Annotated in this window: 12 protein-coding genes; 11 read left to right on the top strand and 1 reads right to left on the bottom strand. The window is 52.8% G+C overall.

Features of this window, described 5'->3' with window-relative positions; genetic code table 11:
- Window positions 1-81: 81 nt before the first annotated feature.
- Complete coding sequence (gene leuL / locus EOS98_RS18660; protein ID WP_001575587.1) at window positions 82-168, bottom strand: leu operon leader peptide; 87 nt, start codon at window positions 166-168, stop codon at window positions 82-84.
- 656 nt (window positions 169-824) lie between these two features.
- On the opposite strand from leuL, the gene leuO reads away from it, so the two are divergent.
- From leuO to mraY, 11 genes are all read left to right on the top strand, one after another.
- Window positions 825-1769: a transcriptional regulator LeuO gene (gene leuO, locus EOS98_RS18655; protein ID WP_001115420.1), complete on the top strand. Its 945-nt coding sequence runs from the start codon at window positions 825-827 to the stop codon at window positions 1767-1769.
- Window positions 1770-2090: 321 nt separating this feature from the next.
- Window positions 2091-3815, top strand: a complete 1725-nt coding sequence (ilvI, locus tag EOS98_RS18650) for an acetolactate synthase 3 large subunit (RefSeq protein ID WP_023193147.1) — start codon at window positions 2091-2093, stop codon at window positions 3813-3815.
- 2 nt (window positions 3816-3817) lie between these two features.
- Window positions 3818-4309, top strand: a complete 492-nt coding sequence (gene ilvN / locus EOS98_RS18645; RefSeq protein ID WP_001563086.1) for an acetolactate synthase small subunit — start codon at window positions 3818-3820, stop codon at window positions 4307-4309.
- Between the two features lie 284 nt (window positions 4310-4593).
- Window positions 4594-5598, top strand: coding sequence for a catabolite repressor/activator (gene cra, locus EOS98_RS18640; protein WP_000762406.1), 1005 nt, complete (start codon window positions 4594-4596; stop codon window positions 5596-5598).
- Between the two features lie 605 nt (window positions 5599-6203).
- Window positions 6204-6662, top strand: a complete 459-nt coding sequence (mraZ, locus tag EOS98_RS18635) for a division/cell wall cluster transcriptional repressor MraZ (protein ID WP_000488294.1) — start codon at window positions 6204-6206, stop codon at window positions 6660-6662.
- A 1-nt stretch (window position 6663) separates the two neighbouring features.
- Window positions 6664-7605, top strand: coding sequence for a 16S rRNA (cytosine(1402)-N(4))-methyltransferase RsmH (gene rsmH, locus EOS98_RS18630; protein WP_000970444.1), 942 nt, complete (start codon window positions 6664-6666; stop codon window positions 7603-7605).
- The gene (gene ftsL, locus EOS98_RS18625; RefSeq protein ID WP_000625651.1) at window positions 7602-7967 is read left to right on the top strand and encodes a cell division protein FtsL; all 366 of its coding nucleotides are present in this window, start codon (window positions 7602-7604) and stop codon (window positions 7965-7967) included. Before rsmH ends, ftsL begins: the two co-directional genes overlap by 4 nt.
- Window positions 7968-7982: 15 nt before the next feature.
- Window positions 7983-9749 (top strand): peptidoglycan glycosyltransferase FtsI, encoded by a 1767-nt coding sequence (gene ftsI / locus EOS98_RS18620; protein WP_000642235.1) that lies wholly within the window; start codon window positions 7983-7985, stop codon window positions 9747-9749.
- The gene (murE, locus tag EOS98_RS18615; protein ID WP_000775073.1) at window positions 9736-11223 is read left to right on the top strand and encodes a UDP-N-acetylmuramoyl-L-alanyl-D-glutamate--2,6-diaminopimelate ligase; all 1488 of its coding nucleotides are present in this window, start codon (window positions 9736-9738) and stop codon (window positions 11221-11223) included. Before ftsI ends, murE begins: the two co-directional genes overlap by 14 nt.
- A complete protein-coding gene (gene murF, locus EOS98_RS18610) occupies window positions 11220-12578 on the top strand; it encodes a UDP-N-acetylmuramoyl-tripeptide--D-alanyl-D-alanine ligase (RefSeq protein WP_000626637.1) in 1359 nt (452 codons plus the stop codon). Before murE ends, murF begins: the two co-directional genes overlap by 4 nt.
- A complete protein-coding gene (mraY, locus tag EOS98_RS18605) occupies window positions 12572-13654 on the top strand; it encodes a phospho-N-acetylmuramoyl-pentapeptide-transferase (protein WP_000964138.1) in 1083 nt (360 codons plus the stop codon). The genes murF and mraY overlap by 7 nt, the downstream gene beginning before the upstream one ends.

The following is a 13654-nucleotide window of genomic DNA, read 5'->3' as shown; positions in this document are numbered from 1 at the left end:
GTCCTTGTCTCCAGGGGCGCCTTGCGTCAGGCATAAAAAAACCCGCGCAACGGCGCGGGTTTTGTTTGACTTCGAGCTGACTTAATGTTGAATGCCGCCCACCGGTCTACCGCGCACAATAAATGCGTTGAGTAGTAGTAGCCCAGTGAAACGAACGATATGTGACATTAATTCAGCTCCAGCGAATGCGTTATGCTTTTAGTGGTACTGGATATGCCGTTTAATGTCAACTCTATTTTCTGTCGCCATTGCATTTTGTTGACGATATCCGGATACGTACTTTAGCTAATTGTGCTGGGCTGCGCGTCCAATAAAGGATAAAAGAACGAGTGGACATTCATACTTTTCATTGTTTGAAATATTTAGGCATTTTTGTTTGCAAATTGGTTAGGGGAATGGACTGTTAAAGGTATGCTAAAGGTTTGGTTTATCTTTTTGATTTGTTTTATATTTTAACAAATAACCTTGTTTACTTAATGGATAAGGATAAAGTTATTGATAAATTAATGTTAACTTTTTAGCTATTAATAATATAAACATTTAATTGAAACTTAAATGATCATTCACTTGGTGTATGATTGTGTATTCGCCATAGTTATGGTTATATTGCTTGCGTAATTTAAACATTATGAATCGCAATGGTGTGACTCAGGACACATTACGCTTGCGCTGGCATTCTATTTGTCTCTGTCAGCGTCTTTATGTTTTCCGAATTTTAACGCTTTCCCTTTTTCTTATTTTATATGCATGGTAAATCATATTTTCAGGAATTATTTCTGCCTTCAGCCAGAAAAAGGGAGTTAAGCGTGACAGTGGAGTTAAATATGCCAGAGGTCAAAACCGAAAAGCCGCATCTTTTAGATATGGGCAAACCACAGCTTCGCATGGTTGATTTGAACCTATTGACCGTGTTCGATGCGGTAATGCAAGAGCAGAATATTACGCGCGCCGCCCACACGCTGGGAATGTCGCAGCCTGCGGTCAGTAACGCCGTAGCGCGTCTGAAGGTTATGTTTAATGACGAACTTTTTGTTCGATATGGACGAGGAATTCAGCCGACTGCCCGTGCATTTCAGTTATTTGGTTCAGTCCGTCAGGCGTTGCAATTGGTGCAAAATGAATTGCCGGGATCGGGGTTTGAGCCGACCAGCAGCGAACGTGTATTCAATCTTTGCGTGTGCAGTCCGCTGGATAATATCCTGACGTCACAGATTTATAATCGTGTAGAAAAAATTGCGCCAAATATTCATGTCGTTTTTAAAGCGTCGTTGAATCAGAATACTGAGCATCAGTTACGCTATCAGGAAACCGAATTCGTTATTAGTTATGAAGAATTCCGTCGTCCTGAGTTTACCAGCGTACCGCTATTTAAAGATGAAATGGTTTTAGTCGCCAGCCGAAAACACCCGCGTATTAGCGGCCCGCTACTGGAAGGCGATGTTTATAATGAACAACATGCGGTTGTTTCTCTCGATCGTTATGCGTCATTTAGTCAACCGTGGTATGACACGCCGGATAAACAGTCGAGCGTGGCTTATCAGGGCATGGCGCTTATCAGCGTTCTGAACGTGGTTTCGCAGACGCATTTGGTCGCTATTGCCCCGCGCTGGCTGGCGGAAGAGTTTGCGGAGTCGCTGGATCTGCAAATATTGCCGTTGCCTTTAAAACTGAATAGCCGGACATGCTACCTTTCCTGGCATGAAGCGGCTGGGCGTGATAAAGGGCATCAATGGATGGAAGATTTATTAGTTTCTGTTTGTAAGCGATAAAACCGGGCAGAATAAATCAGAAACAAATTCTGGTTTATTCTGCTTTTTTGCGTATATCAAAAATTTTATGCTGAATTAACGGTGAGCGATTCTTTTCGTCGCTGTGAAAAATAGATGAATTGCTGTAAGTCTGCATTTATAAGCGATTATTTATTACCTGGTGTGATTCAGACGGAGTATTTCTCCATTTCTTCTCTTCTTGCCTCCTGATTATTCTAACCTTCCCCATCTTTACGTCATTCCACCCAATTGCCAGGCGTGATAGCGAGCGGTTAAGGTGTCCGTCAAACCGTGATGACAGGTATAAAGTGGAGGCAAGCCGTGGAGATGTTGTCTGGAGCCGAGATGGTCGTCCGATCGCTTATCGATCAAGGCGTAAAGCAGGTGTTCGGCTATCCTGGAGGCGCAGTGCTTGATATTTATGATGCGCTACATACCGTTGGAGGGATCGATCATGTGCTGGTGCGTCATGAGCAGGCCGCGGTGCATATGGCGGATGGCCTGGCGCGAGCCACTGGCGACGTTGGCGTGGTGCTGGTGACTTCCGGACCGGGAGCGACCAATGCGATTACCGGGATTGCTACGGCCTATATGGATTCCATTCCGCTGGTGATTCTTTCCGGCCAGGTCGCCACCTCATTGATTGGCTATGATGCCTTTCAGGAGTGCGACATGGTGGGGATTTCCCGACCGGTGGTTAAACATAGCTTCCTGGTCAAACAGACGGAAGATATTCCCCAGGTGCTTAAAAAGGCCTTCTGGCTGGCGGCAAGCGGACGTCCTGGGCCGGTGGTCGTGGATCTGCCGAAAGATATTTTGAATCCGGCGAAAAAAATGCCGTATGTCTGGCCGGAAACGGTCAGTATGCGCTCTTACAATCCCACAACATCAGGACATAAAGGACAAATTAAGCGTGCCTTGCAAACGCTGGCGTCGGCAAAAAAACCGGTGGTCTATGTTGGGGGAGGGGCGATAAGCGCGGCCTGCTATGCGCCGCTGCGCCACATCATTGAAACCTTTAACCTGCCGGTGGTCTCTTCATTAATGGGACTGGGCGCGTTTCCTGCTACTCATCGCCAGTCGTTAGGAATGCTGGGAATGCATGGCACTTATGAAGCCAATATGACCATGCATAACGCCGACGTGATTTTCGCTGTTGGCGTACGATTTGACGACCGCACGACGAATAATCTCGCTAAATATTGTCCGAACGCGACGGTATTACACATCGACATTGACCCGACGTCCATATCCAAAACGGTTAACGCTGATATCCCGGTGGTTGGCGATGCCCGCCTGGTACTGGAACAAATGCTGGAGCTACTGGCGCAGGATGCGCCGTCTCAGCCGCAGGATGATATTCGCGACTGGTGGCAGCAGATAGAGATCTGGCGCGCCCGTCAGTGCCTGAAATATGACGCGGAAAGCGAAAGTATTAAACCCCAGGCGGTGATTGAAACCCTCTGGCGTCTGACGAAGGGCGACGCTTACGTGACGTCCGATGTAGGACAACACCAGATGTTTGCCGCCCTCTATTACCCGTTCGATAAACCACGTCGCTGGATTAATTCCGGCGGGCTCGGCACGATGGGTTTTGGCCTACCGGCTGCGCTGGGCGTTAAAATGGCCCTGCCGAAAGAAATGGTGGTCTGCGTGACCGGCGATGGCAGCATACAGATGAACATTCAGGAGCTGTCGACAGCCTTACAGTATGAACTGCCGGTACTGGTTCTGAACCTGAACAACCGTTATCTGGGGATGGTGAAACAGTGGCAGGATATGATCTATTCCGGTCGCCATTCTCAGTCTTATATGCAGTCGTTACCGGATTTTGTGCGCCTGGCGGAAGCATATGGCCATGTCGGGCTGCAGATTAACCGTCCGGATGAGCTGGAAAGTAAACTCAGCGAAGCCCTTGAGCATGTGCGTAATAACCGACTGGTGTTCGTCGATGTCACCGTTGATGGCAGCGAGCATGTCTATCCAATGCAGATTCGCGGGGGCGGGATGGACGAAATGTGGTTAAGCAAAACGGAGAGGACCTGATGATGCGCCGGATTTTATCGGTATTACTGGAAAACGAATCTGGGGCGTTATCGCGGGTTATCGGCCTCTTTTCGCAACGCGGATATAATATTGAAAGCCTGACCGTCGCGCCGACAGACGATCCGACGTTGTCGCGCATGACTATCCAGACGGTAGGCGATGAAAAAGTGCTTGAGCAAATTGAAAAGCAACTGCACAAGCTGGTTGATGTGCTGCGCGTCAGCGAGCTGGGACAGGGAGCGCACGTTGAGCGGGAAATCATGCTGGTGAAAATCCAGGCCAGCGGCTACGGACGGGAAGAGGTGAAGCGTAATACGGAAATTTTCCGTGGTCAGATTATTGACGTTACGCCAACGCTGTATACCGTTCAACTGGCGGGCACCAGCGATAAACTGGATGCTTTTCTGGCCTCGCTGCGCGACGTGGCGAAAATTGTTGAAGTGGCGCGTTCAGGCGTCGTCGGGCTTTCGCGCGGCGATAAGATTATGCGCTGAGCAGATTCGCCGGATGACGACGCGGTTGCGTTTTATCCGGTCTACAGGCTGATATCTGGCCCAGGTCCGATAAGCGTAGCGCCATCAGGCAGGTTTGCCGGATATCAGCCAACAGGAATTATCGCCCAACCCAATATCACCGGTTGGGCTTTTTTTTTGCGAAATCCGTGGTAACCCGGAATAAAAGCGGTTGCCGGAGTGATCAAACTGCGCTTAGATGTTAACGATTTTAACCCATGCCGACATAAAGGTTATGGTTTGTACAATTTACACAAGGGGCAATTGTGAAACTGGATGAAATCGCTCGGCTGGCCGGTGTCTCGCGCACAACTGCAAGCTACGTTATAAACGGTAAAGCAAAGCAATACCGCGTGAGCGACAAAACCGTAGAAAAAGTCATGGCGGTAGTGCGTGAGCACAATTACCATCCTAACGCTGTGGCTGCCGGGCTGCGTGCTGGACGCACACGTTCCATTGGTCTGGTGATCCCGGACCTTGAAAACACGAGCTACACCCGTATCGCAAACTATCTTGAGCGCCAGGCACGCCAGCGTGGCTACCAACTGCTGATCGCCTGTTCTGAAGATCAGCCGGATAACGAAATGCGCTGCATTGAGCACCTTTTGCAACGCCAGGTGGATGCAATCATTGTTTCAACTTCGTTACCGCCGGAGCATCCCTTCTATCAACGCTGGGCCAACGATCCGTTCCCCATCGTCGCGCTCGACCGCGCGCTGGATCGCGAACATTTCACCAGCGTGGTCGGCGCCGATCAGGATGATGCCGAGATGCTGGCGGAAGAGCTGCGTAAATTCCCGGCGGAAACGGTGCTTTATTTGGGCGCGCTGCCGGAGTTGTCCGTCAGTTTCCTGCGCGAGCAGGGGTTCCGCACCGCATGGAAAGACGATCCGCGGGAGGTGAATTTCTTATATGCCAACAGCTATGAGCGCGAAGCCGCCGCGCAGCTGTTTGAGAAATGGCTGGAAACGCATCCTATGCCGCAGGCGCTCTTTACGACATCATTCGCGCTATTACAGGGCGTGATGGACGTTACGCTGCGGCGCGATGGAAAACTGCCTTCGGATTTGGCGATTGCGACCTTTGGCGATCATGAGCTGCTGGATTTTCTGCAATGCCCGGTACTGGCGGTGGCGCAGCGTCATCGTGATGTCGCGGAACGCGTGCTGGAGATTGTGCTGGCAAGTCTTGATGAACCGCGTAAACCGAAACCCGGCTTAACGCGTATTCGGCGAAACCTGTATCGTCGCGGCATTCTGAGCCGTAGCTAAAGGACCGGCGGTAAAAGACTCTCTCTTCTGCCGCCGTCAAACAAATGCGTATCAGTAAAAATATCCCTCAAATAATTAAGATTATTCCTTAAAATTATCCGAAAATTCTTTTTTATTACCTTTCTTTTGTCCGAAATCGTCCATATTCCACTAATTAAGACGTAACGAGTCTTTTCCTTTGTCTTGTTTTGTTACAAGCAGGCAAGAAATCGTCGAATTAACAGCCACTTTTTGTCTTTGGCGCGACAGTCGCTCGTAGGCGCTGGTATAGCAGGCGCCGCACACGTTAAACAGGCACTGTTAACACGGTGCAATATGTCCTAAAATGCCGCTCGCGTCGCAAACTGACACTTTATATTTTTCTCGGATTATATTGAGTCCGTTTTAAACGGCGGTGGGTCTTTGGTTTTTTTCTTACAAATATTCATAACGTTAATTTGACTTGCACGCTGGGTGGAAATTAATCAACGCAGATATTCGCCGTAAACATTGGCTTTTTTACTTAGGTAAGCGTTGTGACTTGCTTGACAAGCTTTTCCTCCGCTCCGTAAACTCCTTCGAGTGGGAATTTGTGGGATAAAGTGGTAAGAAGGGGTGAGACTGGCATGTTCCGGGGGGCAACGTTAGTCAATCTCGACAGTAAAGGGCGCCTGACCGTGCCGACCCGTTATCGGGAGCAACTGATCGAGAGCGCTACCGGTCAAATGGTATGTACCATTGACATCCATCACCCATGCCTGCTGCTTTACCCCCTGCCTGAATGGGAAATTATTGAGCAAAAGTTATCTCGTCTGTCGAGCATGAACCCGGTAGAACGTCGCGTACAGCGTTTACTGTTGGGCCATGCCAGCGAATGTCAGATGGATGGTGCAGGTCGATTACTGATCGCGCCAGTTCTGCGGCAACATGCCGGACTGACGAAAGAAGTGATGCTGGTTGGACAGTTCAACAAATTTGAGCTGTGGGATGAAACGACCTGGTATCAACAGGTCAAGGAAGATATCGACGCTGAACAGTCAGCTACCGAAACGTTATCGGAGCGGCTGCAGGACTTGTCTCTATAAGATGATGGAAAATTTTAAACACACTACGGTACTGTTGGATGAAGCCGTTAATGGGCTGAATATTCGTCCGGATGGTATCTATATTGATGGCACATTTGGTCGCGGCGGCCACTCGCGCCTGATCCTCTCGCAACTGGGCGAAGAGGGGCGCTTGCTGGCGATCGATCGCGATCCGCAGGCGATCGCCGTTGCGCAGACCATTAATGATCCTCGCTTCTCCATCATTCATGGACCTTTTTCCGCGCTGGCTGATTATGTAGCCGAGCGCGAGCTTACCGGCAAGATTGACGGGATCCTTCTCGATCTTGGCGTCTCTTCTCCGCAGCTTGACGATGCGGAGCGCGGTTTTTCATTTATGCGCGACGGTCCGCTGGATATGCGAATGGACCCGACGCGCGGCCAGTCTGCCGCCGAGTGGTTACAAACGGCGGAGGAAGCGGATATCGCTTGGGTGCTGAAAACATTCGGCGAGGAGCGTTTTGCCAAACGTATTGCTCGCGCCATTGTTGAGCGCAATCGCGAACAGCCGATGACCCGCACCAAAGAGCTGGCGGAAGTGGTTGCGGCGGCGACCCCGGTAAAAGACAAATTCAAACATCCCGCGACCCGTACCTTCCAGGCGGTGCGCATCTGGGTAAACAGTGAACTGGAGGAGATAGAGCAGGCGCTAAAAAGCTCGCTCAGCGTACTGGCCCCAGGCGGGCGGCTTTCAATCATCAGTTTCCACTCGCTGGAAGACCGTATTGTGAAACGCTTTATGCGTGAGCAAAGCCGCGGTCCGCAGGTACCGGCGGGATTACCGATGACGGAAGCGCAGCTCAAAAAACTGGGCGGTCGTGAGTTACGAGCGTTAGGCAAGTTGATGCCGGGTGAAAAAGAGGTAGCTGAAAATCCTCGGGCCCGTAGTTCAGTTCTGCGTATCGCAGAGAGGACGAACGCATGATCAGCAGAGTGACAGAAGCCCTAAGCAAAGTGAAGGGATCGATAGGAAGCAACGAGCGCCATGCCTTGCCTGGCGTGATCGGTGACGATCTTTTGCGGTTCGGGAAGCTGCCACTCTGCTTGTTCATTTGCATCATTTTAACGGCGGTGACGGTGGTCACGACGGCGCACCATACTCGTTTACTCACCGCGCAGCGTGAACAATTGGTTCTGGAGCGCGATGCATTGGACATTGAATGGCGCAACCTGATCCTTGAAGAAAATGCGCTCGGCGATCACAGCCGGGTGGAGCGGATCGCAACGGAAAAGCTGCAAATGCAGCATGTTGATCCGTCCCAAGAAAATATCGTAGTGCAAAAATAAGGATAAACGCGACGCATGAAAGCAGCGGCAAAAACGCAAAAATCGAAGCGCCAGGAAGAACAGACCAACTTCATCAGTTGGCGTTTTGCGTTGCTGTGCGGCTGTATTTTACTGGCGCTGGTTTTTTTACTTGGACGCGCGGCGTGGCTACAGATTATCGCCCCGGATATGCTGGTGCGTCAGGGCGATATGCGTTCGCTGCGTGTTCAGGAAGTCTCCACCTCACGCGGTATGATTACCGACCGTTCCGGGCGTCCACTGGCGGTCAGCGTACCGGTTAAGGCGATCTGGGCCGACCCGAAAGAAGTTCATGACGCCGGCGGCATCAGCGTTGGCGATCGCTGGAAAGCGCTTTCTACTGCGCTCAATATTCCGCTCGATCAGCTCTCCGCCCGTATCAACGCCAACCCGAAAGGGCGTTTTATTTATCTGGCGCGCCAGGTAAATCCTGACATGGCGGACTACATCAAAAAACTCAAACTGCCGGGCATTCATTTGCGTGAAGAATCCCGCCGCTACTACCCGTCAGGAGAAGTAACCGCTCACCTCATCGGTTTTACCAACGTCGACAGTCAGGGGATTGAAGGCGTTGAAAAGAGCTTTGATAAGTGGCTTACCGGTCAGCCTGGCGAGCGAATCGTGCGTAAAGACCGCTATGGTCGCGTGATTGAGGATATCTCCTCCACTGACAGTCAGGCAGCGCACAACCTGGCGTTAAGCATTGATGAACGCTTACAGGCGCTGGTTTACCGCGAACTGAACAACGCGGTGGCGTTTAACAAGGCGGAATCCGGTAGCGCGGTGCTGGTCGATGTCAATACCGGTGAAGTACTGGCGATGGCGAATAGCCCTTCCTATAACCCCAACAACCTTGCCGGTACGCCGAAAGACGCGATGCGTAACCGTACCATCACCGACGTGTTTGAACCGGGTTCTACGGTTAAGCCGATGGTGGTGATGACTGCGCTTCAGCGCGGTATCGTCAACGAAAATACGGTGTTGAATACCGTTCCATACCGAATTAACGGCCACGAAATTAAAGACGTGGCGCGCTACAGCGAATTAACCCTGACCGGGGTTCTACAGAAGTCGAGTAACGTCGGTGTATCCAAGCTGGCGTTAGCGATGCCGTCCTCAGCGTTAGTAGATACTTACTCACGTTTTGGGCTAGGAAAGGCGACCAATTTGGGGTTGGTCGGAGAACGCAGTGGCTTATATCCTCAAAAACAACGGTGGTCCGACATAGAGAGGGCCACCTTCTCTTTCGGCTACGGGCTAATGGTAACGCCGTTACAATTAGCGCGAGTCTATGCAACGATCGGCAGCTATGGCATTTATCGCCCGCTGTCGATTACCAAAGTTGATCCGCCTGTACCCGGCGAACGCATCTTCCCTGAATCCACCGTACGCACCGTGGTGCATATGATGGAAAGCGTGGCGCTGCCGGGCGGCGGCGGCGTGAAGGCAGCGATTAAAGGCTATCGTATCGCGATTAAAACCGGTACGGCGAAAAAAGTGGGGCCGGACGGTCGCTACATCAACAAATACATTGCTTACACCGCAGGCGTCGCGCCTGCGAGTCAGCCGCGCTTCGCGCTGGTGGTTGTCATCAACGATCCGCAGGCGGGTAAATACTACGGCGGCGCCGTTTCCGCGCCGGTATTTGGTGCCATCATGGGCGGCGTTCTGCGCACCATGAACATCGAACCGGACGCGCTGGCAACGGGCGAAAAAAATGAATTCGTAATTAATCAAGGCGAGGGAACAGGTGGCAGATCGTAATTTGCGCGACCTTCTTGCTCCGTGGGTGGCTGGACTACCCGCGCGAGAACTGCGAGAGATGACGCTCGACAGCCGTGTGGCTGCGGCGGGCGATCTCTTTGTGGCAGTGGTGGGTCATCAGGCGGACGGGCGTCGATATATCCCGCAGGCGATAGCGCAAGGCGTAGCTGCCATTATTGCAGAGGCGAAAGACGAGGCGAGCGACGGTGAGATTCGCGAAATGCACGGCGTACCAGTCGTCTATCTCAGCCAGCTCAATGAGCGTTTATCTGCGCTGGCGGGCCGCTTTTACCATGAGCCATCTGAAAACATGCGTCTGGTGGCGGTGACCGGCACCAATGGCAAGACCACCACCACCCAACTACTGGCGCAGTGGAGCCAGTTGCTCGGCGAAACCAGCGCAGTGATGGGAACGGTAGGCAACGGACTGTTGGGTAAAGTGATCCCGACGGAGAACACAACCGGTTCCGCTGTGGATGTTCAGCATGTGCTGGCCAGTCTGGTTGCGCAGGGCGCGACCTTCGGCGCGATGGAAGTCTCTTCTCACGGCCTGGTGCAGCATCGCGTGGCGGCGTTGAAATTTGCCGCCTCCGTGTTTACTAATTTGAGCCGCGACCATCTCGACTATCATGGCGATATGGCGCATTACGAGGCGGCAAAATGGATGCTTTATTCCACCCACCATCACGGTCAGGCAATCGTCAACGCCGATGATGAAGTTGGACGCCGCTGGCTGGCGTCGCTACCCGATGCGGTCGCGGTTTCAATGGAAGGGCATATCAACCCTAACTGTCACGGTCGTTGGCTGAAAGCGGAGGCGGTGGAGTACCACGACCGCGGAGCGACGATTCGTTTTGCTTCAAGCTGGGGTGAAGGCGAAATCGAAAGCCGCCTGATGGGCGCGTTTAACGTCAGCAACTTACTGCTGGCATTGGCGACGCTGCTGGCGCTGGGCTATCCGTTAACGGATTTGCTGAAAACCGCCGCGCGTTTGCAGCCGGTTTGCGGGCGTATGGAAGTGTTCACTGCGCCAGGCAAACCGACGGTGGTGGTGGATTACGCGCACACGCCGGATGCGCTGGAAAAAGCGTTGCAGGCGGCGCGTCTGCACTGCGCCGGAAAATTGTGGTGCGTCTTTGGCTGTGGCGGGGATCGTGACAAAGGTAAGCGCCCACTCATGGGGGCCATTGCCGAAGAATTCGCGGATATCGTCGTGGTGACTGACGATAACCCGCGTACCGAGGAGCCGCGCGCCATTATCAACGATATTCTGGCCGGAATGCTGGACGCCGGGCAGGTCAGGGTAATGGAAGGCCGCGCTGAGGCGGTAACCAATGCCATTATGCAGGCAAAAGACAATGACGTCGTGCTGATTGCAGGTAAAGGGCACGAGGATTACCAGATTGTCGGCACGCAGCGTCTTGATTATTCAGACCGCGTGACCGCAGCGCGTTTGCTGGGGGTGATCGCATGATTAGCGTAACGCTCAGCAAAATTGCCGATGTCCTTGGCGCCGAACACCGCGGGGCGGATCTCACGCTCGATACGGTCATTACCGACACACGGAAAGTGACGCCGGGATGCCTGTTCGTGGCGCTGAAAGGGGAACGCTTTGATGCGCATGATTTTGCTGATAAAGCAAAAGCGAACGGCGCTGGCGCCCTGCTGGTCAGTCGTCCTCTGGATATCGATCTTCCGCAGGTGATTGTAAAAGACACGCGTCAGGCATTTGGCCAACTGGCCGCCTGGGTACGTATGCAGGTACCGGCGCGGGTGGTGGCGTTAACCGGTTCGTCCGGCAAAACCTCGGTCAAAGAGATGACCGCCGCGATTCTTAGCCAGTGCGGAAATACTCTGTATACCGCAGGCAATTTTAACAACGACATCGGCGTGCCGATAACGCTGCTGCGCTTAAACCATGATTATGACTATGCGGTAATCGAGTTAGGCGCTAATCACCAGGGAGAAATCGCCTGGACCGTTAGCCTGACGCGCCCGGAAGCGGCGCTGGTCAATAACCTGGCGGCGGCGCATCTGGAAGGTTTCGGCTCGCTGGCCGGCGTGGCGAAAGCGAAAGGCGAAATCTATACCGGTTTGCCTGAGAACGGTATCGCGATTATGAATGCCGATAATAATGACTGGCTGAACTGGCAAAGCATTATTGGCGATCGTCAGGTGTGGCGCTTTTCGCCGAATGCGGCAAACAGCGACTTTACCGCTGCTAATATCCACGTGACGTCACACGGTACCGAATTTACCCTGCAAACGCCGATGGGCAGCATTGATGTGCTGCTGCCGTTGCCGGGGCGGCACAATATTGCCAACGCGCTGGCGGCCGCTGCTTTATCAATGGCGGTGGGGGCGACGCTGACGGCGATTAAAGCAGGGCTGGCGGCGTTAAAAGCCGTACCCGGGCGTCTGTTCCCGATTCAGCTAAGTGAAAACCAACTGGTACTGGATGACGCTTATAACGCCAACGTCGGTTCGATGACCGCCGCAGTGCAGGTCCTTTCTGAAATGCCCGGCTACCGCGTGCTGGTGGTAGGCGATATGGCCGAGCTGGGCGCAGAAAGCGAAGCGTGCCACCTCCAGGTTGGCGAGGCCGCAAAAGCGGCGGGTATTGATCGCGTGTTAAGCACCGGAAAACTCAGTCAGGCTATCAGCCACGCCAGCGGCGTCGGCGAACATTTTGCCGATAAAGCCGCGCTCATTGCGCGTTTACACGCTCTGCTTCAGGAGCAACCGATGATGACTATTTTAGTGAAAGGATCACGCAGCGCCGCGATGGAAGATGTGGTTCATGCGTTACAGGAGAAAGGTTCATGTTAGTTTGGCTGGCCGAGCATTTGGTCAAATATTATTCCGGCTTTAACGTCTTTTCTTATCTGACGTTTCGCGCCATCGTCAGCCTGTTGACCGCGCTGTTCATCTCTTTATGGATGGGCCCGCGTATGATCGCTCGTCTGCAAAAACTCTCTTTTGGCCAGGTGGTACGTAACGATGGCCCGGAATCGCACTTCAGTAAACGCGGTACGCCGACGATGGGCGGCATCATGATCCTTACGGCGATTGTGATTTCCGTTCTGTTATGGGCTTACCCGTCTAACCCGTACGTCTGGTGCGTGCTGGTGGTATTGATCGGCTACGGCATTATCGGTTTTGTCGATGACTATCGCAAAGTGGTGCGGAAAGATACCAAAGGGCTGATTGCGCGCTGGAAATATTTCTGGATGTCGGTTATCGCGCTCGGCGTGGCCTTTGCGCTTTATCTCGTCGGGAAAGACACGCCCGCGACCCAACTGGTGGTGCCGTTCTTTAAAGATGTTATGCCGCAATTGGGGCTGTTTTACATTCTGCTGTCCTACTTTGTCATCGTCGGTACGGGTAACGCCGTAAACCTGACCGACGGGCTTGATGGTCTGGCGATCATGCCGACTGTTTTCGTTGCCGCCGGCTTTGCGCTGGTGGCCTGGGCGACCGGGAACATGAACTTCGCCAATTATCTGCATATTCCGTATTTACGCCATGCGGGCGAGCTGGTGATTGTCTGTACGGCGATTGTCGGCGCGGGATTAGGATTCTTGTGGTTTAACACCTATCCGGCGCAGGTTTTTATGGGCGATGTCGGATCGCTGGCGTTGGGCGGCGCGTTGGGCATTATCGCCGTGCTGCTGCGTCAGGAGTTCCTGCTGGTGATCATGGGCGGCGTCTTTGTGGTGGAAACTCTGTCGGTCATCCTGCAGGTGGGTTCCTTTAAACTACGCGGACAGCGTATTTTCCGTATGGCGCCTATCCATCACCACTATGAACTGAAAGGCTGGCCGGAACCGCGCGTGATTGTGCGCTTCTGGATTATTTCGCTGATGCTGGTGCTGATTGGCCTGGCAACGCTGAAGGTACGTTAA

It is taken from the genome of Salmonella sp. SSDFZ69, assembly GCF_004010755.1.
In the GTDB taxonomy this organism is placed as follows: Bacteria; Pseudomonadota; Gammaproteobacteria; order Enterobacterales; family Enterobacteriaceae; genus Salmonella; species Salmonella enterica.
Note: the sequence above shows the minus strand (reverse complement) of the source record. Positions and strands in the feature narration are given on the sequence as shown.